Origin of the sequence: Paenarthrobacter sp. NPDC089714 (genome assembly GCF_044748905.1) — a bacterium.
Lineage (GTDB): Bacteria > Actinomycetota > Actinomycetes > Actinomycetales > Micrococcaceae > Arthrobacter.
The window spans coordinates 135,286-157,515 of sequence record NZ_JBIVGX010000010.1 but is presented as its reverse complement, the minus strand read 5'-3'; the positions used below and the strand labels follow the sequence as shown (position 1 = coordinate 157,515).

Annotated in this window: 23 protein-coding genes and 1 tRNA gene; 8 read left to right on the top strand and 16 right to left on the bottom strand. The window is 63.5% G+C overall.

Annotation, left to right across the window (positions count from 1 at the left end; genetic code table 11):
* Positions 1–15 precede the first annotated feature (15 nt).
* From ACIPY3_RS17020 to glgX, 4 genes are all read right to left on the bottom strand, one after another.
* A complete protein-coding gene (locus ACIPY3_RS17020) occupies positions 16–576 on the bottom strand; it encodes a matrixin family metalloprotease (RefSeq protein ID WP_400336041.1) in 561 nt (186 codons plus the stop codon).
* Between the two features lie 793 nt (positions 577–1,369).
* The gene (locus ACIPY3_RS17015; protein ID WP_397326522.1) at positions 1,370–1,729 is read right to left on the bottom strand and encodes a barstar family protein; all 360 of its coding nucleotides are present in this window, start codon (positions 1,727–1,729) and stop codon (positions 1,370–1,372) included.
* Between the two features lie 6 nt (positions 1,730–1,735).
* The gene (locus ACIPY3_RS17010) at positions 1,736–2,179 is read right to left on the bottom strand and encodes a ribonuclease domain-containing protein (protein WP_400336021.1); all 444 of its coding nucleotides are present in this window, start codon (positions 2,177–2,179) and stop codon (positions 1,736–1,738) included.
* Between the two features lie 32 nt (positions 2,180–2,211).
* Positions 2,212–4,320, bottom strand: a complete 2,109-nt coding sequence (gene glgX / locus ACIPY3_RS17005) for a glycogen debranching protein GlgX (protein WP_400336020.1) — start codon at positions 4,318–4,320, stop codon at positions 2,212–2,214.
* 122 nt (positions 4,321–4,442) lie between these two features.
* Between glgX and ACIPY3_RS17000 the strand changes: the two genes are divergently transcribed.
* A complete protein-coding gene (locus ACIPY3_RS17000; protein ID WP_400336040.1) occupies positions 4,443–5,252 on the top strand; it encodes a carbon-nitrogen hydrolase family protein in 810 nt (269 codons plus the stop codon).
* Between the two features lie 339 nt (positions 5,253–5,591).
* On the opposite strand, the gene rlmB is transcribed toward ACIPY3_RS17000, so the two are convergent.
* The 6 genes from rlmB to ACIPY3_RS16970 all read right to left on the bottom strand — a co-directional run bounded on the left by rlmB (position 5,592) and on the right by ACIPY3_RS16970 (position 10,364).
* Positions 5,592–6,581 carry a 23S rRNA (guanosine(2251)-2'-O)-methyltransferase RlmB gene (gene rlmB, locus ACIPY3_RS16995; RefSeq protein ID WP_400336018.1) on the bottom strand — a complete coding sequence of 330 codons (990 nt, stop codon included), beginning with the start codon at positions 6,579–6,581 and terminating at the stop codon, positions 5,592–5,594.
* A 79-nt stretch (positions 6,582–6,660) separates the two neighbouring features.
* The gene (cysS, locus tag ACIPY3_RS16990) at positions 6,661–8,124 is read right to left on the bottom strand and encodes a cysteine--tRNA ligase (protein WP_400336016.1); all 1,464 of its coding nucleotides are present in this window, start codon (positions 8,122–8,124) and stop codon (positions 6,661–6,663) included.
* A 35-nt stretch (positions 8,125–8,159) separates the two neighbouring features.
* Entirely contained in the window at positions 8,160–8,513 is a 354-nt protein-coding gene (locus tag ACIPY3_RS16985) for a hypothetical protein (RefSeq protein WP_400336014.1), read from the bottom strand.
* Complete coding sequence (ispF, locus tag ACIPY3_RS16980; protein WP_400336012.1) at positions 8,506–9,033, bottom strand: 2-C-methyl-D-erythritol 2,4-cyclodiphosphate synthase; 528 nt, start codon at positions 9,031–9,033, stop codon at positions 8,506–8,508. Before ispF ends, ACIPY3_RS16985 begins: the two co-directional genes overlap by 8 nt.
* The gene (gene ispD / locus ACIPY3_RS16975; protein WP_400336010.1) at positions 9,033–9,815 is read right to left on the bottom strand and encodes a 2-C-methyl-D-erythritol 4-phosphate cytidylyltransferase; all 783 of its coding nucleotides are present in this window, start codon (positions 9,813–9,815) and stop codon (positions 9,033–9,035) included. Before ispD ends, ispF begins: the two co-directional genes overlap by 1 nt.
* A 66-nt stretch (positions 9,816–9,881) precedes the next feature.
* Positions 9,882–10,364, bottom strand: a complete 483-nt coding sequence (locus ACIPY3_RS16970; protein WP_009357288.1) for a CarD family transcriptional regulator — start codon at positions 10,362–10,364, stop codon at positions 9,882–9,884.
* Positions 10,365–10,657: 293 nt separating this feature from the next.
* Between ACIPY3_RS16970 and ACIPY3_RS16965 the strand changes: the two genes are divergently transcribed.
* Entirely contained in the window at positions 10,658–11,215 is a 558-nt protein-coding gene (locus tag ACIPY3_RS16965) for a hypothetical protein (RefSeq protein WP_400336039.1), read from the top strand.
* Positions 11,216–11,286: 71 nt separating this feature from the next.
* Here the strand turns inward: ACIPY3_RS16965 and ACIPY3_RS16960 are convergent, their stop codons facing one another.
* On the bottom strand, positions 11,287–11,967 hold the full coding sequence (locus tag ACIPY3_RS16960) for a response regulator transcription factor (protein WP_020608526.1): 681 nt from the start codon (positions 11,965–11,967) through the stop codon (positions 11,287–11,289).
* Positions 11,964–13,241, bottom strand: coding sequence for a sensor histidine kinase (locus tag ACIPY3_RS16955; protein WP_400336037.1), 1,278 nt, complete (start codon positions 13,239–13,241; stop codon positions 11,964–11,966). Before ACIPY3_RS16955 ends, ACIPY3_RS16960 begins: the two co-directional genes overlap by 4 nt.
* 199 nt (positions 13,242–13,440) lie before the next feature.
* Between ACIPY3_RS16955 and phoU the strand changes: the two genes are divergently transcribed.
* Complete coding sequence (gene phoU, locus ACIPY3_RS16950; protein ID WP_400336008.1) at positions 13,441–14,094, top strand: phosphate signaling complex protein PhoU; 654 nt, start codon at positions 13,441–13,443, stop codon at positions 14,092–14,094.
* 78 nt (positions 14,095–14,172) lie between these two features.
* On the opposite strand, the gene ACIPY3_RS16945 is transcribed toward phoU, so the two are convergent.
* Positions 14,173–14,919, bottom strand: a complete 747-nt coding sequence (locus ACIPY3_RS16945; protein WP_387438948.1) for a phosphoglyceromutase — start codon at positions 14,917–14,919, stop codon at positions 14,173–14,175.
* Positions 14,920–15,177: 258 nt separating this feature from the next.
* Here ACIPY3_RS16945 and ACIPY3_RS16940 point away from each other — a divergent pair, with 258 nt between their 5' ends.
* Positions 15,178–15,999, top strand: a complete 822-nt coding sequence (locus ACIPY3_RS16940) for a class I SAM-dependent methyltransferase (RefSeq protein WP_400336007.1) — start codon at positions 15,178–15,180, stop codon at positions 15,997–15,999.
* An 18-nt stretch (positions 16,000–16,017) separates the two neighbouring features.
* Here the strand turns inward: ACIPY3_RS16940 and ACIPY3_RS16935 are convergent, their stop codons facing one another.
* Both ACIPY3_RS16935 and ACIPY3_RS16930 read right to left on the bottom strand, forming a co-directional pair.
* A complete protein-coding gene (locus tag ACIPY3_RS16935) occupies positions 16,018–16,359 on the bottom strand; it encodes a DUF2516 family protein (protein WP_397326069.1) in 342 nt (113 codons plus the stop codon).
* Between the two features lie 10 nt (positions 16,360–16,369).
* Positions 16,370–17,554 carry a trans-sulfuration enzyme family protein gene (locus ACIPY3_RS16930; protein ID WP_400336006.1) on the bottom strand — a complete coding sequence of 395 codons (1,185 nt, stop codon included), beginning with the start codon at positions 17,552–17,554 and terminating at the stop codon, positions 16,370–16,372.
* Between the two features lie 73 nt (positions 17,555–17,627).
* On the opposite strand from ACIPY3_RS16930, the gene tmk reads away from it, so the two are divergent.
* From tmk to ACIPY3_RS16915, 3 genes are read left to right on the top strand one after another with little or no spacing between them, the layout of a single operon-like run.
* Positions 17,628–18,278, top strand: coding sequence for a dTMP kinase (gene tmk / locus ACIPY3_RS16925; RefSeq protein ID WP_400336004.1), 651 nt, complete (start codon positions 17,628–17,630; stop codon positions 18,276–18,278).
* On the top strand, positions 18,275–19,426 hold the full coding sequence (locus ACIPY3_RS16920) for a DNA polymerase III subunit delta' (protein ID WP_400336002.1): 1,152 nt from the start codon (positions 18,275–18,277) through the stop codon (positions 19,424–19,426). The genes tmk and ACIPY3_RS16920 overlap by 4 nt, the downstream gene beginning before the upstream one ends.
* Before the next feature lie 8 nt (positions 19,427–19,434).
* A complete protein-coding gene (locus tag ACIPY3_RS16915) occupies positions 19,435–20,985 on the top strand; it encodes an alpha/beta hydrolase (protein WP_400336000.1) in 1,551 nt (516 codons plus the stop codon).
* Positions 20,986–20,998: 13 nt separating this feature from the next.
* Here ACIPY3_RS16915 and ACIPY3_RS16910 read toward each other — a convergent pair whose 3' ends face one another.
* A complete protein-coding gene (locus ACIPY3_RS16910) occupies positions 20,999–21,730 on the bottom strand; it encodes an HAD family hydrolase (protein ID WP_400335998.1) in 732 nt (243 codons plus the stop codon).
* A 218-nt stretch (positions 21,731–21,948) separates the two neighbouring features.
* Between ACIPY3_RS16910 and ACIPY3_RS16905 the strand changes: the two genes are divergently transcribed.
* Positions 21,949–22,021 (top strand) — tRNA-Thr (locus ACIPY3_RS16905).
* The last annotated feature ends 209 nt before the right edge of the window (positions 22,022–22,230 follow it).

Here is a 22,230-nt window from a genome sequence, read left to right as displayed (position 1 = left end):
ATGTTCTCCCAATCTCTAATACAGAATATTGACTGCGTCGTTGTCGACTACAGTGACCTTCTGAACTACTCTTCCAGAAGCCGTTTGGCACATAATGCTGAAGGGATTTCCATTGTAATGAGCCAAACCAAATGCGTGTCCCATTTCATGAATGGTTGTCCCCAGCGCCATATTGTTGCTGATTCCGGGCGAACTATATACGTCATTATTGATGTGAATCTCCGCATAGGTCCAATTAGATGATGAGGGGTTGACGACCCCACCGGTGCTTGAGAAAAATGATGTCCAGGCTAGGACGTTCCCAGTACCGCCAAAGTACGCATCGTTGTGTTGATGAAAATCGAGCTTGGACCCCACGTTGCTACTGGTGAAGCTAATGTAGACGGGGTTGTCCCAACCCGGGTACATCCAGTTGTTCGCAGCACTCGTGATGTATGACTGCCAGTTGCCTACACCCGAGGAATAGTTTAACCAGGCCGTTACGTTGCCGACTCCCGTTGTATACCTGTAGCCAAAAGTCGGAGTGGCAGCATTGGCACTACCAACCGGCAGCAGTGCCAGGAGCAGGGCGATCATGCCCACCGACAAGGTCCTTCGAGTCTTCTTAAGAAAACCCTTGCTGTACAAATACCTCCATCGACCCACACCACGATAAGACGCGGAACTGGACTCCCTGACCTCCACATCGAGACGCGACCGCAGACAGACAGGATCGAGAATAGAGGATGCGCGTTTATGCATCACCTGGTCCCCCTCAGTGATAGTCGAAACTTCCTTTAACTGAACAGCACTTTGTCAAGAAACTAAATGCATGTCGCTACTTCCTCCCCTTCACTAGAAGCAGGGAAAGATGCTTGGGGATGCGACATATCAAATAATACGAGGCGGGGGCGCACCAACAGATTACTGCGGAGATACCGCTCTGTCACTGGTTATGCACAAAAAAATCTCAAGAAGCATAGAGAAAGTATCGATATGTAGAAACAAATGGAATAACTAAAGAAATATTCGATTTGTGCCGTCACGAATGCCGAGCTAGCGCCACTTAAGCCCTCAGGACGCCAAGACATCACGGCCCTGGCCTGGCCGGTCAGGAGGGGATGAACGAGCCCACTGCTGGCCGAACAAACTGGTATTTCGACGTAGCAGCCCCATCAAGGCGCGACAGAGGACGAGTTAGTCTCTAACTTTTCACCGACCGAAGAATCGAGCCTCACCCAAGTCCCGGCAACCCATTAGGACCTTCGCGAGTAAACCTGCAATTAATGCCGACAGCAAACTAAAGCCGGATCCAAACTGCAAAAGCCAACGGACCGATCCTCGGCCTCCCTGCCTCACCGCACGCTTTCAGCACCAGTATGGCGGATGCTTAGTGCTGGAAGACTGCGATGACTGCGAGGTCACGGCCCGCGTATCGCTCGGCGTCCTGGAGGATTTCGCAGACCACGGCGAAGGAGCGGTCTGTACGGTAGGCGGCCGGGACCTGCCAGATCATGGTCACGGGGGCGTCTCCGTCGTCGGAGAGCGAGTCGGCGAAGTCGTGGAGCGAATCGTTCAGGGCGTCCAGGTTCACGCCGTAGTACTCGGGGAAATCAAGGACCTGGCCGAAGACCTCAAGGACCGCCTGCTTGTTTGCGGCAGGCGGAACCAGGATGGTCCGGCGTCCCGCGTCTGAGACCTGTTCCTGCAGTTCTTCAAGCGTCCAGGTGTCTGCTGAGTAGATCTTCATGGGCTCCTACTTGTCCTCGACGATGAACTTGAATGATTCATAGTGGTCCGGGGTGTAATACTTGGCCCCGTCCTTGCCTGCGATGATCCGGCGGGCGCCACGGTCCGATTCCCCGGGCGTCGCAACCGTGTACTCCTGATAGAAACCGCTGGACTTCTTGGGAAGGAGTCCTTCGAAGTTGCCGAAGTTCACGCCATCCCGGTCATACGGATACGGCCCGCCCTTCACTATCAGCGCGAGAGTCTGCCGCGCTTCCTTGGGCAACTGCGAAGCGTTGACAGCAGGGAGCCCGGAAGGATTCACCGGTGCGCTGGCGGCGGCAGGAGGCGCCGGCGTCGTGGTTTCTGTGCCGTTGGGTGCCGTGGCCTGCTGGCCGCTCACCATCGCGACCACCAGCACGACGGCGGCAATCACCAAAGCTGCGAATGCAGCCAGTTTGCTCCGCTTCATGTGGGGGACTTCCTTGGGTGCCGATCGGCCGCTCAGGTGCGGTAGATGTTGATGGTGTTGGCTTGCAGGATATCCCGCTCGCCGGACGCCACCAGCGCACCCTTGCGGTGATCGTGCAACACGGAGGTGGTGAACCGGAGCTCGAACATGCGTTTGCCGATTCCGGTTTCGCTGAGGATCTCCGGAAGCACCATCTTGACGTCCTGGTTGCTCCCGTTCACCGCGATCAAACCGCGGACGGTGCTGGTCTCGTTCCCCATGAGGAGTTGGACGGAACGGACGTTGGGATCGTTCCACCGGGCAGGGGTCATCCGCTTGCCCTTATCGTCGAACCATTGCAGGCTGGCGTCGTTGGCTGTGGCGGGGAAGCTTTCAGGCTGCTGCCGAAGGAACCACCTCCGGAGCCGGACCAGTTCCCGGGTGGTTTGGAACATCGCGTTTGCCTCGTGGGTGCGGCTCCAGTCCAGCCAGGCAGTGGGGTTGTCCTGGCAGTAGGCGTTGTTGTTGCCCTGCTGGGTACGGCCCAGTTCATCGCCGGCGGTGATCATGGGTACGCCGATGGAGAGCAGCAGGGTGGCCATGAGGTTGCGGATGGACAGCGCGCGGGCGGCAACGATCGACTCGTTCTCGCTCCGTCCTTCGAAGCCATGGTTGTAGCTGCGGTTGTCCCCGTGTCCGTCACGGTTTTGCTCGCCGTTGGCCTCGTTGTGCTTCCGGTCGTAGCTCACCAGGTCAGTGAGGGTGAAGCCATCATGCGCGGTGACAAAGTTGACCGACGCCAAACGTGACCTGCCCGAGGGAGCGAAGAAGCCCTCGGAACCCGCCATGATCTCAGCCAGGGCGGCGACGGAACTTCCCTGTCCGCCGGCCTCGATCGACGCGCGATCGGACAACCAGAACTGCCGGACACCGTCGCGGAAGTGATCGTTCCAGTCGGACCAGCCCTGCGGGAAACGGCCCGTCTGCCAGCCGCCATAGCCAACATCCCATGGCTCCGCGATCAGCTTCACGTCGGAAAGCACGGGATCCTCGGCAAGAGCCCGGAGAAACGGGTGCCGGGGGTCGAACTGGTTGCCGGCGTCGCGGCAAAGCGTGACTGCAAGGTCGAAGCGGAAGCCGTCCACATGGAATGCCTCCACCCAGTAGCGCAAGGAGTCCACGGCCAGCTGCACCACCACGGGATCACTGAAGTCCATGGTGTTTCCACAACCGGTGGTGTCCAGGTACCGTCCGTGGGCATCGTGGCGGTAATAGCGCTTCTCCGCCAGGCCACGGAAGCTGATGACGGGTCCGTCGGGTCCGGCCTCTGCCGTGTGGTTGTACACGACGTCCAGGATGACCTCGATGCCGGCGGCGTGGAGCAGCTTGACCATGCCCTTGAGCTCGTCCTGCACCGCGTGCGGGCCGGCGTTCCGGGCTGCCTCAGTGGCGTAGTCCGCATGCGGTGCAAAGAACGCAGCGCTGTTGTAGCCCCAGTAGTTGGTGAGCCCCAGGTCCTGCAGGTGTGCCTCGTCCAGGTGGAAATGGATGGGCAGCAACTGGACGGCGGTGATGCCGAGCTCGGTCAGGTGCTGGATCATCACCGGGTGCGCCATGCCCGCGTAGGTACCCCGGAGGTGTTCCGGGATGTCCGGGTGCAGCATGCTCTGGCCGCGGACGTGGGCTTCGTAGATCACCGATGTCCGCATCGGAGTGCGCGGGGCGGCATCATCGCCCCAATCGAAATCGGTGGCCATGTGCACGCTGGTCAGGAACTCGCCCCGCTGGTCCACGGCGCGGCCGTAGGGATCGAGCAGCAGCGACTGCTCGCCGTCGTCGTCGAAATCCAGCGACGGGACGGACAACGGCAGTCCACCCTCCGACGGCGCCGCGCGGAAACCGTACCGCGTTCCTGGAGGCATGCCGCTCACCAGGCCAAAGTGCACGCCGTCCTCGGTGTTGGGGAGGGTGTGCACGCGCCAGCCATCGCCGGGCGCCTGGTAGGCAATCTCCACGCGCTCCAGGTCCGGCGCAAAGACCGCAACGTTGACGTGGGAGTCGGTGAATGCAGCAAGTGGCCCGGGCTGCGGGGTGCTCAGTCCGAGGGGCGTGGGACGCGAGGCGTCCAGCGTGGCTGCTGTGTCCAAGATAGGCATAACCATTGCTTGCAAGTTTAGTTCCACGCCAAGTATGTGCCTCTTTGGGGGTCCATGTGACGACACACACGGCGTTTTCCTTGACCGGCTTGCCATACTGAAAACGGACAGAACTGGAGGTTCCCATGGTGCGTGTGGCACTTGCCCAAGTCATTACCGGACGGGATGTTGCCGACAACCTGCGGCTCCTTGGGGAGTACGCGCGGCGTGCGAAGGATGGCGGTGCCCAGTTGGTGGTCTTCCCCGAGGCCATGATGCGCGCTTTCGGGAACTCCCTGCTGGATATCGCCGAACCGCTCGACGGTCCGTGGGCCACCCGTGTCCGCGAAATCGCTGCTGAACTCGATCTGGTGATCGTGGCCGGCATGTTTACGCCCGGCACCGATTCGGAATCCGGCAAGCCCCGCGTTCGAAACACCTTGCTGGCCACAGGCCCGGGCGTCGAAGCGAGCTACGACAAGATCCACCTTTTCGATGCGTTCGGATTCGCGGAGTCGGACACCGTTGAAGCGGGTACAGACCCTGTGACATTCGACGCCGGTGGTCTCACCTTTGGCTTGGCCACCTGCTACGACGTCCGTTTCCCGGCCTTGTTCACGGCCAACGCCCAACGCGGCGCCGTAGTGAACATCGTTTCCGCCTCCTGGGGATCAGGACCGGGGAAGGCCGAGCAGTGGCAACTCCTGGCCAGGGCACGGGCCGTGGACACCACCACGTTCGTCCTGGCCTGTGGCCAAGGCGATCCGGCCACCCAGGGGATCGAAACGAAAGGTTCCGCACCCACGGGCGTGGGGTACTCCGCCGTCGTGAGTCCATTCGGCCAGGTGCTGGAAGCCCTGGAAGGCGAGCCGGGCCTGCTCTTCGCAGACCTCGATCCCGCGGTGGTGGATGAAGCCCGTCAGAAGCTCCCGGTCCTGGCCAACCGCCGCGACTTCTAGCCCCTCCCCCGACGCTCTCTCACCGAACCGCCCCCTGGGCCGAACGCTCTCTCACCGAACCGCCCCCTGGGCCGGACCCTCTCTCACCAGCCACTGCGGCCGAGATAAAGGTGAGAGAGCGTTCGCCAAAAAGCGCCCAACGGTGAGAGAGCGTTCGCCAAAAAACACCCAAAGGTGAGAGAGGGATACGCGAAAGGCGCCGCAAGGGCCACCGGAAGCGTGCGTCAAAGCGACGAAGTGGGCCCACGCCGTCAGGGTTCCCTGGCCGAGCTTGCGAGGCTAGGGGGACGGTGGGGAGGTGCACGCGGAGGATGGCGCTTGCGGCGCCTTACTGACGGATTACGAAGCGCGCTGGCGCGAGACTTCGTACAGCGAGATACCGACGGCCATGGATGCATTGAGCGACTCCATGGCGGAGTCGATCGGAATCGAGACGATCTGGTCGCAGTTTTCGCGGACAAGGCGGCTGAGGCCCTTGCCCTCGGAGCCCACCACGATGCACACCGGCTCGGTGGCCACGGTGAGGTCCGGCAGCGATACGTCGCCGTCACCATCGAGGCCCAGGACGTAGATGCCCATGTTCTTGAACTGCTTGAGGGCGTTGTTCAGGTTGGAAGCACGTGCCACGGGAACGCGGACAGCCGCGCCGGCGCTGGTCTTCCAGGCTGACGCCGTGACACCCACCGAGCGGCGCTCCGGAACGATCACGCCATGGCCGCTGAACGCTGAAACGGAACGGATGATGGCACCCAGGTTGCGGGGGTCGGTGATACCGTCGAGGGCCACGAAGAGGGGGGCATTCGCGATGTGCCCCTTCTTCCACTTGGCAATCGTTTCCTCGGCGAGCTCGTAAGCGTCCCCGTACTCGTAAGGCGGGATCTGCAGGACAAGGCCCTGGTGGACGGCGTCCTCGGTCATGCGGTCCAACTCGGGCTTGCCGGCTTCGAGCAGCGGGATGCCGCGTTCGGCTGCGAGCTTGAGCGATTCCTTGACGCGGTCATCCATTTCGATGCGGATGGCCACGTGCAGCGCCTTCGCGGGAATGCCGGCGCGCAGGGCCTCGACCACGGAGTTGCGGCCCGTGACAAGTTCCTCGGTGGCACGTCCCTTGGGACCGGTGCTCCGGCGGGTGCCCGCAGAACGGTTGGTGGCACCGCGCTTGGCGGCCGAACGCTCGGCCAACTGCTTGTTTTTGTGGGCCTTGTGGTAGACACGGTCCTCCGCCTTGGGCGTGGGGCCCTTGCCTTCGAGCGCCTTGCGGCCGTGGCCACCGGTTCCGATGGTGGGGCCCTTCTTCTTCTTGACCGACCGGTTACCGTTGTTGGCCATGGGATTCCATCCTTGATGTTGTAATGAGTCTGGAATCAAGTCTACTGACCCAGTGCAATTCGGCGGACGTGCCCGGTTGTCAGTCGCGTTTCAGGCTCCAGGTAGCACCATCCGAACCATCTTCGACCACGATGCCCGCCGCGGCGAGCGTATCGCGAATGGCGTCGGACGCCGCCCAGTCCTTCGCGGCACGAGCTGCGGCGCGGGCTTCGAGTTGTGCCTCCACCAGCACGTCGAGCGCTGCATGTTCGCGGCCTTGCACTGCCTCGGGACGCTTGACTGCGTCCAGGCCAAGGACATTTGTTATGTCTATAACGGCCGACCTCGCAGCATGGGCCGTCACGTCATCACCGCTCATTAGTGCAGAATTTCCGGCACGGACAATTTGGTGCAGGGCACCAAGTGCTTTGGGCACATTTAGGTCATCGTCCATGGCAGCTTGGAATTCTTCCACCAGCCCGGACACGGGAGACCAATTAGCTCTGACCAAGCCAAAATCGCCCAATCGGATGGCTGCCTTATGCAAGAAACCGTCAATGCGTTCGACGGCGGCAGCGGCTTCCTGCAGCGAGGTGGGGCGGTAATCCAACACCGAGCGGTAGTGGGCTTGTCCCAGGTAGTAGCGGACGACGCGCGGTGAAGCGAGTTCCAGCATCTCGGCCGGGCTGACGGTGTTCCCGATGGACTTGGACATCTTTTCGCCCTCGTAGGTGACCATGCCGTTGTGCATCCAGAAATTCGCGAACTCGTCCCCGGCGGCCTGTGACTGGGCCATCTCGTTCTCATGGTGCGGGAAACGGAGGTCCAGTCCCCCACCATGGATGTCAAAGCGGCTTCCGAGGTACTTGGTAACCATCGCGGAGCACTCAAGGTGCCACCCAGGCCGACCGGCGCCCCACGGCGAATCCCACTTAGCGGTGGCGGGCTCGCCTTCCTTGTAGCCCTTCCACAGCGCGAAGTCGCGGGGATCGCGCTTGCCCCGGGGGTCGGCGTCGGGAGCGCCCTGCATGTCGTCGATGTTCTGGCGGGTCAGCGAGCCGTATTTGCTCCACGAGCGCACGTCGAAATAAACGTCGCCGGAATCGTCCAGCGCCGGGTACGCGTGCCCGCGGTCAATGAGGCGCTGGATGAGCGCGTGCATTTCCGGAATGTGGCCGGTGGCGCGGGGCTCGTAGGTGGGCCGCTGCACGCCGAGGGTTTCGTAGGCCTTTTCGAATTCCTGCTCGTAACGGTAGGCAAGGGCCCACCATTCCTCGTCCATTCGGGCGCTGGGTTCGGAGAACCAGTCCGGCTCGAACGACTGCGCCGACTTCACCAGGATCTTGTCATCGATGTCCGTGACGTTGCGCACCACGGTGACTTTGTGTCCGCGGAACTCCAGCCAGCGGGTCAGCTGGTCGAAGGCGATCGCGGAACGGACGTGGCCCACGTGCGGCATCCCTTGGACGGTAGCCCCACAGTAGTACACGCTGGCCTTGCCGGGTTCGAGGGGAACGAAGTCGCGGACTTCGGCGGAGGCGGTGTCATAAAAGCGCAGGGTCACCGCTCCAGATTAGCCGATGACGAACCATGAACCGCCTACTTGCAGTACTCCCCCACCTTGTTGAACTGCACCTTGAGCTGTTGTTGCTGTTCCTGGGTGGCGGCACCGAGCGAGGAAGCTGCCGCTTTGTCCATGATGGCGGCCATTTCCTTGATGGGGTTGGCCACCTCCGGCGCCAGCTTGTCAGCGATCTCGTGGTAATGCGCCGCCAACTGCTTCGATTGCTGCTGCTGGTTGCCATCCGGTTTGAAAGCATCGTTGTTCAGGAACTCGCAGCTGGCCTTGACGTCCATGGTGGGCGTGCCGCCGCACCCGCCCAGGAGCAGCGCAACTGCCAGGGCGCCCGCTACGGCCGAAAGACGTACGACGGCGGTACGCGGCTTAGTCATTCTTCGGAGCTTTCGTTGGGGCGGGGACGGCATACACGAGGGCAGTGGCGACAGCCGAGATACCTTCGCCGCGGCCCGTGAAACCGAGTCCGTCGCTGGTGGTAGCCGTAACGCTGACAGGAGCACCCGCGGCCTCACTCAGCACCCTTTGGGATTCCTCGCGGCGAGGGCCGAACTTGGGCCGGTTTGCGATGAACTGCACAGCCACGTTGCCGATTTCGAAGCCTGCTGCCCGGACAATCCTGGCAGCCTCCCCGAGGAGCGTCACACCGGAAGCGCCTTTGAACTCGGGGCGGTCCGTGCCGAAGTGCGTGCCGAGATCACCGATTCCGCAGGCAGAAAAGAGTGCGTCCGCCGCCGCGTGGGCCACGCAATCGCCGTCGGAATGGCCGGAAAGTCCTTGTTCTCCCTCCCAGAAGAGGCCACCGAGCCAGAGCGGTTGCGGATCATCGGCCGGCGCGAAGGCGTGCACGTCGACGCCGATGCCGGTACGCGGAAGAACGGGCGCCACGTCCGCCATCAGCCTTCCACCCAACGGATGCCCAAGGGACCTTCCAACAGGCCTTCGGCAATGATGAGGTCCAGCGGCGTGGTGATCTTGAGTGACTGGCTGGCACCGCGGACTGCGTGGACCGGGATGCCCAGGAGTTCAACCAGCATCGCGTCGTCCGTCACGGCGGCGGACTGCTTGTCATCAAACAGTCCGGCGGCGTCGTGGGCGCGCTGCAGCGTTGCCACCTCAAAGCCCTGGGGAGTCTGCACGGCCCTGAGCTGTTCGCGCGGTGCTGTTCCCGTCACGATTTCCGGAGCAATCTTCGAATCGGAATCGTCCGTGGGCGACACCGTCTTGATGGTGTCCACCACGGGCATGGCAGGAATGACGGCCTTGGCGCCGGAAGCCAGGGCGTCGGCCACCCGCTGGAACACCCGTTCCGGAGTGAGCGCACGCGCGGCGTCGTGGACCAGCACGGATTCGGTACCGTCCTCCAAAGCAGCCAATGCCGCCCGGACGGAATCCGCCCGGGTGGAACCGCCGTCGACGACTGTGACTTCGGGGCCACCGTCAACCAGTTCCACCGTGAATTCGGCAATCAGTTCGCGGAGTTCGGTGTCCCCCTTGGGCACGGCAATGCAGATCTGCCGGGCAACATCGGACGCCACCACGCCGCGCAAGGCGTGCATCAGGATGGCTTCACCGCCCAAGGGCACCAAGGCCTTGGGCATGCCGTAGCCCAGGCGCTCTCCTGAACCTGCCGCAACAACAATGACGGCTGTGACCGAGCGCTTCGAAGGTTGAGTCATGATCACAAGGGTACTTCGTGGCAAAAAGAAACCCGGCGGCGCTTTCGCACCACCGGGCATCAATTCTTAGGAAGCCAAGACCTCGTCGAGAACGCTTGCTGCTTTCTCTTCGTCTGTCTTCTCAGCCAGGGCCAGTTCTGAAATCAGAATCTGCCGCGCCTTGGCCAGCATGCGCTTCTCACCTGCGGAAAGGCCGCGATCGTGATCACGACGCCAAAGATCGCGAACGACCTCTGCCACCTTGATGACATCGCCCGAAGCAAGCTTCTCCAGGTTTGCCTTGTAACGACGTGACCAGTTGGTGGGCTCTTCCGTGAACTCGGCGCGGAGAACGTCAAATACGTGCTCCAAACCGTCCTTGCCCACTACGTCCCGGACCCCAACAAGGTCAACGTTCTCTGCTGGAACTTCAATGGTCAGATCACCCTGAGCCACCTTGAGCTTGAGATACATCTTCTCTTCGCCCTTGATGGTGCGCATCTTGATTTCCTCAATTTTCGCTGCACCGTGGTGAGGGTAAACTACTGTCTCGCCGACCTCAAAAACCATGTGGACTTTCCCCTTTCCCGCAGACTAGTCTATCACGATTAAGGCATACGACTGGCATCGGACGGCCCCTGGACCCGCGCAAATAAAGGGAATGAGGCCTCAGAGGGTCACAAACCACCCCTTGACGAAAACCCTGAAAGATGCATTAGTCAATCAAAGTGAGTGTCGGGTCCGGCCCGCTGCAGCTCGCCACAATGCCCTCCCGAATCCTCGTTTCGGGCTGTTTGCCGATAGGCTATGGCTGAAAACTTTCCAATGACTCTTGAGGAGTAGGTGTCGTGCGCTTTCCTGCGATGAACACTGTCCAGCGCGGCAAGCTGGCTATGGCGGCCGCTGCGATCGGCGTCGGCGTTCTGTCCGTAACCGGCTGCGGCTTCGTCAACGCCCAGCAGACGTCGCACCAGTACTCGGCATCGGACGGGGTCAGGGCCGACCTCGGCAAGCTGCAGCTCCGCAACATCCTGATCGTTGCCACCGGCGAGAACCAGCCGGGCCGCGTCATCGGCGCCGTCTTCAATCAGGGCACCTCCGACGCCACGCTCACCATCAGCGGCGCCAACGGCTCCCAGACCGAGATCCCGGTCAAGGCAGGTTCCGAAACCTACCTGAACGACCAGGCGGATGCCGCCATCCTCAGCTCCGCCGGTACCCAGCCCGGTGGCCTGACTCCGGTAACCATCCGCAGTGGTTCCGACTCCAGCACCGTCAACGTTCCTGTAGTCGACGGCACGCTTCCCGAGTACCAGAAGTACCTGCCCACCCCCAGCGGTTCGGCAAGCCCCAGCGGCTCGGCGACGTCCACAGCCACTCCGACGGCTACTTCCACCGAGTCCGCAGCAGCCGGCCACTAAGGGCCGCAAGCCACATAACAAAGGAAGGGTTCCGCTTCAGCGGAACCCTTCCTTTGTGCTATCGGGAGCTGTTACGGCTCGAACTTGTAGCCCAGGCCGCGGACCGTAACCAGGTACCGTGGCGCGGACGGGTCCGGCTCGATCTTGCTGCGCAGGCGCTTGACGTGCACATCCAGGGTCTTGGTGTCACCCACGTAGTCCGAACCCCACACGCGGTCGATCAGTTGCCCACGGGTCAGCACGCGGCCCGAGTTCCGCAGCAGCATTTCCAGGAGCTCGAACTCCTTGAGCGGCAGCGAGACCTGCTCGCCGTTGACGCTGACCACGTGGCGCTCGATGTCCATGCGGACCGGGCCGGCCTGGACGGTGGACGTGATCAGCTCTTCCGGCTCTCCCTGCCGACGCAGCACTGCCCGCACGCGTGCCACGAGCTCGCGGGAAGAGTAGGGCTTGGTCACGTAGTCGTCCGCGCCCAGCTCCAGGCCCACCACCTTGTCGATCTCCGAATCCTTGGCGGTCAGCATGATCACCGGGACGCTGGAGCGCTGGCGCAACTGGCGGCACACCTCGGTGCCCGGCGTCCCCGGGAGCTGGAGGTCCAGCAGCACCAAGTCGGCACCGTTGCGGTCGAACTCCACCAGGGCGTCGCTGCCGTTATCCACTACTTCAACGTCAAAACCCTCCTTGCCCAGAAGGTAGGACAGGGGGTCGCTGAAGGACTCCTCGTCCTCCACAATCAAAATCCGGCTCAAGCGCTGGCTCCTTGCTCTTGGGCGCCCGTGGCGCCCGCTTGTTGACGTGCGCGAGCTTGTTGGGTCGCGCTTTGGGGTTCGACGGCGGCGGGGTCGGCCACCGGTAGTCCGGGAGATGTGTCCGCAGTGGCAGGCGGCAGGCCGGCGTCGTCGTCCTGGCCTTCCATCTCCGGCAAGCGGATGGTGAACGTGGAGCCCTGGCCCGGCTGGGACCAAACGGTCACTTCGCCGCCGTGGTTGGACACCACGTGCTTGACGATGCTCAAGCCCAAGCCCGTGCCGCCCGTGTGCCTGGAGCGCGCAGCGTCCACCCGGTAGAAGCGCTCAAACACGCGTTCCTGGTCCTCGGGTGACAGGCCCTCGCCTTGGTCCGTAACGGAAATGGCAACCACGCCTTCCCGCGTTCGGACACCGACGCCCACGCGGGTGTTCTCCGGGGAATACCGGATGGCGTTGTCGATCAGGTTGCGAAGGGCTGTCACCAGGAGGTCGCGGTCGCCGAAGACCAACGATTCGGAGTGGCCGCCCACCACGATCTGGATGTTCTTGCTTTCGGCCGGGAGCTGCGAACGGTCCACGGACTCCGTGATGACCGCGTTGATGTCCACGGCGTGGCCTTGCTGTGCCACGTTGGCGCCCTGCAGGCGGGACAGCTCGATGATGTCCTGCACCAGCGCCGCGAGGCGGCCCGATTCTTTGTGCATGCGCTTGGCAAAGCGACGCACGGCGTCTTCGTCATCCGGGGAGGCCTCCAAAGCCTCGGCCAGGAGCGAGATGGCACCCACCGGCGTCTTCAGTTCGTGGGAGACGTTGGCCACGAAGTCGTTGCGGATCTCTTCGGTACGGGTGATTTCCGTGCGGTCATCGGCAAGCAGCACAATGTATTCCTGGCCGAGCATCGCTGCCCGGACCTGGACCACGATCGCTCCCTTGCCCAAGGGACCACGCGGAAGTTCGTACTGGTCCTCCAGAATCACGCCATCACGGCGGACCTTGGCGGTCATGTCCAAGAGTTGTTTGTGGACCACAGTGTGCCCGCGGACCAAGCCGTAGGCATAGGCGGCGGGACTGGCGCGGACCACGCCGTCGATCGCGTCCACCACCACGAAAGCACGGCCAACCACGGAGAGTACCTCGGCCGCCCCCTCGGGAAGCAGCGGTTCGGTGACATCCAGGTCAACAATCCTGCGCTGCCGTTCACTGATCCTGAATGCGAGCATGCCGAAGACGCCCAGAGACAGGCCAACCAAGCCTGCAATGACACCTATAAGCAACGGATCCACCTGTCCAGCTTATGCTGTGAAAACACGGCAAAGCATGGATCCTGCGCCAAACGCGGACGGTTCAACTAACGTTCACCTAAAGGTGCGCAACAGTTCATGGCCGGCTGTCAGTGTTACTTGTTGGACTAACCATGGTTTTGAAATCCGGCCGCCACCACGGGCACAGGATTTCCAAGGAAAGGACGCCTTAGTGCGCAAGGTTTTTCAGGCGGAACTCACCCAGGTGGGCGACGACCTCATCGAGATCTCCAAACTCGTTCACGAAGCAATCACCAAGGCCACCACTGCCTTTGAAGGGGCAGACATCGATCTCGCCCAGGACGTCATCGCGGCCGATGCCCGCATCGACTTCCTGCAGAACAGCCTGGACGAGCGCGCCATAGACATCCTGGCGCTCCAGGGTCCTGTAGCCAGCGACCTCCGCATGATCGTCGGTTCGCTGCGCATGAGCGCTTCCCTGGAGCGCATGGGCGATCTCGCCCGCCACGTAGCGCAGCTGGCCCGCCTCCGCTACCCCGCCACCGTCATCCCGTCCCCGCTGACCCAGACCTTCAAGGCCATGGCCCAGCACGACATCGAGATTGTGGCCAAGGTCATCGAGCTCCTCGAAACCCGCGACCTGGAAGTTGCCCGGGACATCCTCAAGATCAACCTCGCCGTGGACGACCTCCACCTCAGCGTCTTCAAGGCCATCGCCGCACCGGACTGGAACGAATCCGCTTCCACCACGGTGGACGTTGCCCTGGCCAGCCGCTACTTCGAGCGCTTCGCCGACCACGGTGTTTCCGTGGCCCGCAAGGTCACCTACCTGGTGACGGGCGAATGGCAGCCCGAGGGCTTCTAGCCTTTACGGCAGGACGACGACGGCGGCCGGTCACCTGGGGTGACCGGCCGCCGTCGTCGTTTAATCGCTGCGGAGCCCCTACTTCTTGCCCTGGTTGGCTACGGCGAGGATGGCCTCTGCCGCGGCTTCGGGGTCCAGGTAGGTGCCGCCGGGGTTGACCGGCTTGAAGTCCTCGTCCAGTTCGTACACCAGCGGGATGCCAGTGGGGATGTTGAGGGAGGCAATGGCGTCGTCGCTGATGCCGTCAAGGTGCTTGACCAAGGCACGCAGGGAGTTGCCGTGTGCGGTGACCAGGACGGTCTTGCCCGCCTTGAGGTCTTCCTTGATGTCAGATTCCCAGTACGGAAGCAGGCGGACCAGGACGTCCTTGAGGCACTCCGTACGCGGCAGTGCGTCGCCCAGCCCGGCGTAGCGGGGGTCGTGTGCCTGCGAGAATTCGCTGTCGTCCGAGAGGGGCGGCGGCGGGGTGTCGTAGCTGCGGCGCCATTCCATGAACTGCTCTTCGCCGAACTCGGCAAGGGTCTGGGCCTTGTCCTTGCCCTGCAGGGCGCCGTAGTGGCGCTCGTTGAGGCGCCAGTCGCGCTTGACCGGGATCCAGCCGCGGTTGGCCTTGTCCAGGGCCATGTTGGCGGTATTGATGGCACGCTTCAGGAGCGAGGTGTAGAGGACGTCCGGGAGGATGTTGTTCTCAACCAGGAGCTCTCCACCGCGTACTGCTTCTCCGCGGCCTTGGTCGTTCAGGTCAACGTCCACCCAACCGGTGAACAGGTTCTTGGCGTTCCAGTCGCTGTGGCCGTGGCGCAGCAGAATGAGCTTGTAAGTCATGGTTTTCATCCTAGCCGAGCGCCCCTCTCCCCTGCCGGGCGTTACGAACAGCAACGGGCGCCCTCGGTCGCATCTGCCGCACCCACTCGCCCCCCCGCACCCGTTCGCGCCCAGCGCACCCACTCGCGCATCTGCCGCACCCGTTCGCGCCACGCGCACCAGTGGTCAGGGGTGCGTGTGGCGGCAAAGGGTGCGGCACGTCAGGGCAGCGAAGCGCGGCAAAGGGTGCGGAGCAGGGCAGGCGATAAAGTGGGGGCCGTGGTGCAAAAGGCTGAACGGGTGGACTCTCCCCGCAACAGGAGCGGAAAGCCGGTTGGCAATATCACCCGCGGCACCACGAATCCCAACCGCATGCGCCGCTTGGACAGGTGGCTTGCCGGGCCGCAAGCGTGGCGCCTGCGCGCCGCCGTCGAGCCTTTGGTGGTGGACCTGGGCTACGGCGCCTCGCCGGCCACCGCCGTCGAACTTTTTGAACGGCTGCAAGCCGTCCGTCCCGATGTAAGGGTCTGCGGGATCGAAATAGAGCCCGAACGCGTGCGGAACGCCAAACCGTTGGAACGACCAGGGCTGAGTTTCCACGTGGGTGGCTTCGAGATTCCCGTGCCCGGCAAACCCGTCCTGGTGCGCGCATTCAACGTGCTGCGCCAGTATGAGGAGACCGACGTGCCGGCAATCTGGGGACTGGTCCAGTCCCGGCTTGCTCCGGGCGGCCTGTTCATCGATGGCACCTGCGACGAAATCGGCCGCCGGGTGACCTGGGTGGCGCTCGATCAGGAACGTCCGCTGAGCCTGAGCCTGTCCGTGCGCTTCGGCAGTTTCGAGCTGCCGTCTGAGGTGGCCGAGCGGCTGCCCAAAGCCCTGATCCACCGGAACGTCCAGGGAGAGCCGGTGCACACGTTCCTGCAGGCCATGGACCGCGCCTGGTTGGAGGCGGCACCGCTGGCATCGTTCGGGAACCGGCAGCGGTGGACCGCCATGTGCCGCTCACTGCTCGACGCCGGATGGCCGCTTCAGGATGGACCGTCGCGGTGGCGTTTGGGTGAAGTGACTGTGGCGTGGGAAGCCGTGGCGCCGCTCTAGTTTGGTGCTGGGCGGCGTTTACCAGGGGCCGTACGGGCCCACGTTGCGGTTGCCGCCACTGCCGGCCTCGCGGACTGCGGGGCGGACGTCGGCGAGATACACGGAGGCAGCCGTGACTGCCGCGATGCCGAAGAGGCCCAGGCCGCTGCCGCCGCTGAGCACGGTCAGGGCGCCGATGGCGAAAGCGACACCAGTCAGCGCGGTCCAGAACGTCTTGGTGCGCTTGGAGGCAGCCACGAACAGCGCCGGGCGGTGACGCAGGCAATCGACAAAGGCCCAGATTTCCAGGGCCAGGGCCACCAGTCCCAAGATGAAGTAGACCGCGTTGGTGACAATGGCGATCAAGAATTTTCCGTCCACGCCCTTTAGCCTAGCTGTCCAGCGACTTCAGCGCTTGCTCGAGGTCGGACCAAAGGTCCTCGACGTTCTCAATGCCCACGCTCAACCGGACCAGGTTCTCCGGGACGCTGAGCGGCTCGGCCGTGTGCCGGCGTCGGCGTTCAATCAGCGACTCGACGCCGCCCAAGGACGTAGCGGGGAGCCAGAGCTGCAACGCGCGCACCAGCTGGTCGGCGGCTTCGGCGCCGCTGCGGGAGTCGTCGCCGGCAATCTGGATGCAGAGGATGGAACCAAAGCCCTTCATCTGCTCCGTGGCCCGCTGGTGGCCGGGATCCGTGGCGAGGCCCGGATACCGGATGGCTTCCACCCTCGGGTGGGTGCTGAGACGCTCCGCGAGGACAGCGGCGGACGCTTGCGAACGCTCGATGCGCAGGGCCAGCGTCCGCAGTCCACGGAGGGCCAACCACGCTTCGAACGGGCCCGCGATGCCGCCGTGGATGATCCGGTGATGGAGCAGCGCGGCCCGCAGCTCCGGATTGGAGGTCACCAAAGCGCCGAGGACCACGTCCGAGTGGCCGGCCAGGTACTTGGTCACCGAGTGGAGAACGACGTCGGAACCCAGGGCCAGCGGCTGCTGCACCAGAGGCGTTGAGAACGTATTGTCCGTGACGACAAGCGCGCCGGCAGCGTGCGCGGCTTCCGCCAGGGCACGGACATCGGCGATACCCAGCATGGGGTTGGTGGGGCTTTCGAGCCACAGCAGGTCTGCCTTCCGGCCTTCCTCGGGGCTGATGAGGGCTTTGACCGCCTCCGTGTCCGCGATGTCCACTGTGCGCAGTTCAATGAAGCCCTTGTCCGCGAGCTCGGAAGCCATCACCAGCGAGCCCGAGTAGCTGTGCGATGGCATCACCACCACGCCTCCGGCGGGAACCAGGGAAAGCACCGAACTCACGGCGGCCAGTCCGGAACCGTAGAGCAGTCCGGGAAGCCCGGCGCCTTCGAGCTTGGCCAAGGCCTCCTCGAAGGGGTCCCAGGTGGGGTTGGCGTAGCGCCCGTAGCCGCGGTCGCCGTCGCTCAACGGACCCGTTCCGAAGTATGTGGAGGACAAGACGATGGGCGGATTGACCGGCTCATCGTGCTTGCGTTCGGGACGGCCTGCAGCCACCACAAGGGTTTCCGGGGACAAAGCTGCCGCGTGCTCTTCGGAAAGGCTCATGGTTTCAGGGTAGTCGGGGGCACGGGTGTGGATGAAAGCCGTTACGTTTGCACCCGCTCGGTAGGCTAGGCAGGTGAGTATTCAGAGTCCTGGCCTGTTCATTGCCTTCGAAGGCGGGGACGGAGCGGGCAAGTCCACCCAGGCCGCACGGCTCTTCGACGCCCTTGAATCCCGGGGGCTGACCGTCCTGCGAACCCGCGAACCCGGCGGAACCCCCATCGGCGAAAAACTGCGCTCCCTTGTCCTTGAGCACGGCCACGGGACCATCGACGCCCGCACTGAGGCACTGATGTTCGCCGCTGCCCGTGCGGCTCACGCCAGCCAAGTGATCCGCCCCGCCCTGGCAGCGGGCACGGTGGTCATTACGGACCGCTACATCGACTCCTCCGTTGCCTACCAGGGCGCGGGCCGGGGCCTCGGCGCCGAGCAGGTCCGCTCCCTTAACGAGTGGGCCACCGAAAGCCTGCAGCCGGACCTGACAGTACTGCTCGACGTCGATCCTTCAGACGGGCGCCAGCGGCGCACTGCCGGCGAGGCCACAGAAGACCGGCTGGAGTCCGAGCCCGACGATTTCCATTCGGCCATCCGCCACGCGTTCCTGGACCTGGCCACCGCGTCGCCGTCCAGTTATCTCGTGTTGCCCGCATCCTTGGATATTGAGACGTTGGCTTCCCGGATCCTGGAACGTGTCGAGGCGTTGCTTGGTGGGCGGGTTCCCCAGTGAGCGTTTGGGACGACCTCCAGGGGCAGGCTCCGGTTGTTGCGCAGCTGAAACAGGCTGCGGAAGGCGAAGCGGGACTCACCCATGCCTGGCTCTTCACCGGTCCACCCGGCTCCGGTCGTTCCAACGCGGCCAAGGCCTTCGCCGCTGCGTTGAACTGCGAGCAGGACGACGTGGCCCTTCGCGGCTGCGGCGAATGCCCCGCCTGCCACACGATCCTTGGCGAAACCCATTCCGACGTGACGTTCGTGCGCACCGAGAAAGTCACCATCACCATTGACGAAGCACGGGAACTCGTCTCCAAAGCGGGAGACAGGCCGTCCACGGGCCGGTGGCGGATCATCGTGGTGGAGGACGCGGACCGCATGGCCGAACGGACCACCAACGTCCTGCTCAAGGCCATCGAGGAACCCACGCCGCGGACCATCTGGATGCTGTGCGCGCCCTCCCCCGCGGACGTACTGGTCACCATCCGGTCCCGATGCCGTCCGGTCACCCTGCGCCTGCCGCCGGCTTCCGACGTCGCAGACCTTCTTGTTCGCCGCGATGGCATCGACCCGCAGTTGGCTGAACGGGCCGCCCGGGCAGCACAGAGCCACATTGGAATCGCACGCCGTTTGGCTCGCGACGCCGACGCCAGGGAACGCCGGCTGGAAACTGTCCGGATCCCGCTGGGCCTGCGCGGCGTCACAGCGGCGGTGATGATGGCCGAGAAACTGGTCAAGATCGCCACGGACGAGGCCAACAGTTCCAATGACGAACGGGATGCTGCGGAGAAGGTTGCCCTGTTGGCCAGCCTTGGAGCCCCTGAATCCGGAACCCTCCCGCCGTCCATGCGCAGCCAGGTCAGGCAACTCGAGGACGACCAGAAGCGCCGTGCCAAGCGGTCCGTGACCGACTCGTTGGACAGGACGCTGACAGACCTGCTGTCCTTTTACAGGGACGTCTTGATCATCCAGCTCGGGAACGCAGTGGAGTTGGTCAACGTTGAACTCAGGGGCGATCTTGAAGAATACGCGCGCCAGTCCGCGCCGGAGACCACCCTTGCCCGGATGGACGCCATCAACAAAGCACGGGTCCGCATCACCACCACCAACGTGGCACCGCTCTTGGCAGTGGAGTCCATGGCGACGAGCCTGATCCAGCAATAGGAGAATCCATGAAGTCCGCACGCCGCCGCCGGGGGCTCGCAGCGCTCTGCCTCACGCTCGTTTCATTGCTGGTCCTCAGTGCGTGCTCGCTTCCGTTCATGCCCACTCCCACCGCCAAGCCATCCACGAGCACGGTTGATCCTTCCATCGCCGCGTCGGCTCCGAAGGGACTGGAAAAGTACTACTCGCAGGGTGTGGAGTGGAAGGGTTGTGAGAGCGGCTTCCAGTGCGCCACCGTCAAGGTCCCGCTCGACTACGGGAACCCTTCCGGCGGGGACATCGAACTCTCCGCGATCAAGCTCTCCAGCAGCGGAAACAAGAAGGGCACTATCCTGGTCAATCCCGGCGGACCCGGCGGTTCCGGCGTCGACTTCGTCCGGGACGGCGGAAAGACGCACTTCACGCAGAAACTGCGGTCAAACTACGACATGGTGGGCTTCGACCCCCGCGGCGTCAAGCGCTCGGCTCCCGTCACCTGCATGTCCTCGGACGCTGAGCGGGATGCCGCACGGGAAAAGGTCTTCAAGGAGAACACGGACGAGGGACTTGCAGCTGCCCTGGCCTTCGACAAGTCCGTGATCCAACAGTGCGTGCAGCAGACCGGCCCCGTGCTGGAACACATCGACACCGTCAGCGCCGCCAAGGACCTCGATGTCCTCCGCGCCGTGGTCAACGATGCCAAGCTCAACTACCTCGGCTACTCCTATGGAACGTTCCTCGGCTCCACGTACGCAGCCCTCTTCCCGGACAATGTCGGACGCCTGGTGCTGGACGGGGCCGTGGATCCGTCGCTCAGCAACGAAGACCTCACCTCAGGGCAAGCCGTAGCCTTCGAGAAAGCCATCCGTTCCTATGTTTCCGACTGCCTGAACCAAAAGGACTGCCCGCTCAGCGGAAACGTGGACAACGGTGTCCAGGAGATCCGCGACCTCATCCAGGCTGTGGACGACAATCCCCAGACAGCCAAGGACGGGCGACTCGTGACGGGCAACGAATTCGTCAACGGGCTCATCCTGCCGCTCTACGATGACCAAAGCTGGCCTGCCCTGACCCAGGCCCTGGCCAGCGCCTTCTCCGGAGATGTTTCCCAGATGCTGCGGATTGCCGATCTCGGCGCTGACCGGGAGCAGAACGGCACCTACAGCTCCAACTCGAACTTCGCCTTCACGGCCATCAACTGCCTGGACTATCCCATGGTCACCGACACCGCCGGGATGCGGGCCGAGGAAGCCCGCCTGAAGCAGGACTCACCCACGTTCGGTGAATTCTTCGCCTACGGCGGCGTGAGCTGCAAGGACTGGCCGTACAAGGCCACGCGAACTCCCGCAGCGGTGGATTACACGGGCTCGGCGTCGATCGTCGTCATCGGCACCACCGGGGATCCCGCCACCCCGCTGGCATGGGCGCAGTCCCTGCGGAAGCAGCTCGGGAACGCCTCCCTTATTACGTGGGAAGGCGAAGGGCACACCGCCTACGGCCGCTCCAACTCGTGCGTCAGCAACGCAGTTGACGATTACTTCATCGACGGGAAGCAGCCGCAGGACGGGCTGAAGTGCTAGCTTTGGCCCGGCCCTAGAAGTGCCGGGCCTCGTGCTTCTCCAGCAGCAGGGGCAACTGCTTGATGGAGTCAACCACTTCGGTGGCGCCGGCTGCCCGGAGGGTCGCTTCCGAGTGCGAACCGGTCAGCACGCCGGCCATGAGTGAGGCTCCGGAGCGGACCCCGGACAACATGTCCGAGCTCGTGTCTCCAACCACCGCCACTTCCCGGACGTCGTCCAGGTCCAGGGCAAGCACAGCGGTGAGGATCATGTCCGGGTAGGGACGGCCACGTCCGGCGTCGGCCGGGCACAGACTGAGGTCGGCCAAGCCCATCCAGCCCAGGGATTCCAGGACCATGTTCTGGGTGTGCCGGCCAAAGCCCGTGGCGAGGCATACATGCATTCCTGATTCGCGCATCCAATGGATGGCGTCCTCCGCCCCCGGAATGGCACGGACGCCGCCGTCGTCGATCAATTCGTCGTACACCAGCTCGAACGTCTTGTTGGCACTTTCGGCAACCACCGTGTCCTCGAAAAGGTGGCTGAAGACCGTTCGCTTGGAGAAGCCCATGGTGTCCCGCGCATAGCCGAGCATGCTCTCAAAGCGGGTGCTGCCGGGCTCCACTCCGTGTTCGGCCAACGCCCGGGACATGGCCCGCTCGGTCCGGCCGTCGTCCGTGATGGTGGTCCCCACCATGTCCACCACCGCGAGCCGCAACCTGTTGGGCGTGTGGTTGGTATCCCTGGTCAATGCGTCCCCAGTCATTGCGCGGCTCCCTCGGCGAGTATTGCGTGCCGGACGGCCCCGGCAACAGTTGATTCCCCAGCTTCCGGCGGCAGGGGAAAGGCGGCTTGAACCCGGCCCGACGCCCGGGTGAACATCCCCGCAACGGCCGCCACCGCCGTCGTTTTGACCCGGGCGCCGTGCCTCTATTACAGTTATGTCTTGCGTGATCGGCCGGGAAACCGGTAGAAAGTCGCGGTGCTTCCTTAGCTCAGTCGGTAGAGCGTTTCACTCGTAATGAAAAGGTCATCAGTTCGATTCTGATAGGAAGCTCGGTTGGGAACCCCTGGAAATCTTCGGATTTCCGGGGGTTCCCTGTTTCCGCGTTAGGGGTATCCGCTCGTCAACGTCCGGAGCCCCCAGTGGGTTCCCGTTTCAGCCTGCGGCGCACAAATATCCGGACTTGGGCGACCACCCCGTAGACTTGGCCCACTATGGATGACCCTCCTTCACATATGCCCAGGCCCCTCTGCCCCCTGACC

Excerpts from the sequence above, each read along its gene's own strand:
- ACIPY3_RS16930 (WP_400336006.1), bottom strand. The coding sequence starts at position 17,554 with ATGAGCCTTTCCGAAGAGCACGCGGCAGCTTTGTCCCCGGAAACCCTT.
- ACIPY3_RS16915 (WP_400336000.1), top strand. The coding sequence starts at position 19,435 with ATGAAGTCCGCACGCCGCCGCCGGGGGCTCGCAGCGCTCTGCCTCACG.
- ACIPY3_RS16945 (WP_387438948.1), bottom strand. The coding sequence starts at position 14,919 with ATGACTTACAAGCTCATTCTGCTGCGCCACGGCCACAGCGACTGGAAC.
- ispD (WP_400336010.1), bottom strand. The coding sequence starts at position 9,815 with ATGACTCAACCTTCGAAGCGCTCGGTCACAGCCGTCATTGTTGTTGCG.
- ACIPY3_RS16985 (WP_400336014.1), bottom strand. The coding sequence starts at position 8,513 with ATGACTAAGCCGCGTACCGCCGTCGTACGTCTTTCGGCCGTAGCGGGC.
- ispF (WP_400336012.1), bottom strand. The coding sequence starts at position 9,033 with ATGGCGGACGTGGCGCCCGTTCTTCCGCGTACCGGCATCGGCGTCGAC.
- rlmB (WP_400336018.1), bottom strand. The coding sequence starts at position 6,581 with ATGGCCAACAACGGTAACCGGTCGGTCAAGAAGAAGAAGGGCCCCACC.
- ACIPY3_RS17010 (WP_400336021.1), bottom strand. The coding sequence starts at position 2,179 with ATGAAGCGGAGCAAACTGGCTGCATTCGCAGCTTTGGTGATTGCCGCC.
- ACIPY3_RS16970 (WP_009357288.1), bottom strand. The coding sequence starts at position 10,364 with ATGGTTTTTGAGGTCGGCGAGACAGTAGTTTACCCTCACCACGGTGCA.
- ACIPY3_RS16910 (WP_400335998.1), bottom strand. The coding sequence starts at position 21,730 with ATGACTGGGGACGCATTGACCAGGGATACCAACCACACGCCCAACAGG.
- ACIPY3_RS16965 (WP_400336039.1), top strand. The coding sequence starts at position 10,658 with ATGAACACTGTCCAGCGCGGCAAGCTGGCTATGGCGGCCGCTGCGATC.
- ACIPY3_RS17020 (WP_400336041.1), bottom strand. The coding sequence starts at position 576 with ATGATCGCCCTGCTCCTGGCACTGCTGCCGGTTGGTAGTGCCAATGCT.
- ACIPY3_RS17015 (WP_397326522.1), bottom strand. The coding sequence starts at position 1,729 with ATGAAGATCTACTCAGCAGACACCTGGACGCTTGAAGAACTGCAGGAA.
- glgX (WP_400336020.1), bottom strand. The coding sequence starts at position 4,320 with ATGGTTATGCCTATCTTGGACACAGCAGCCACGCTGGACGCCTCGCGT.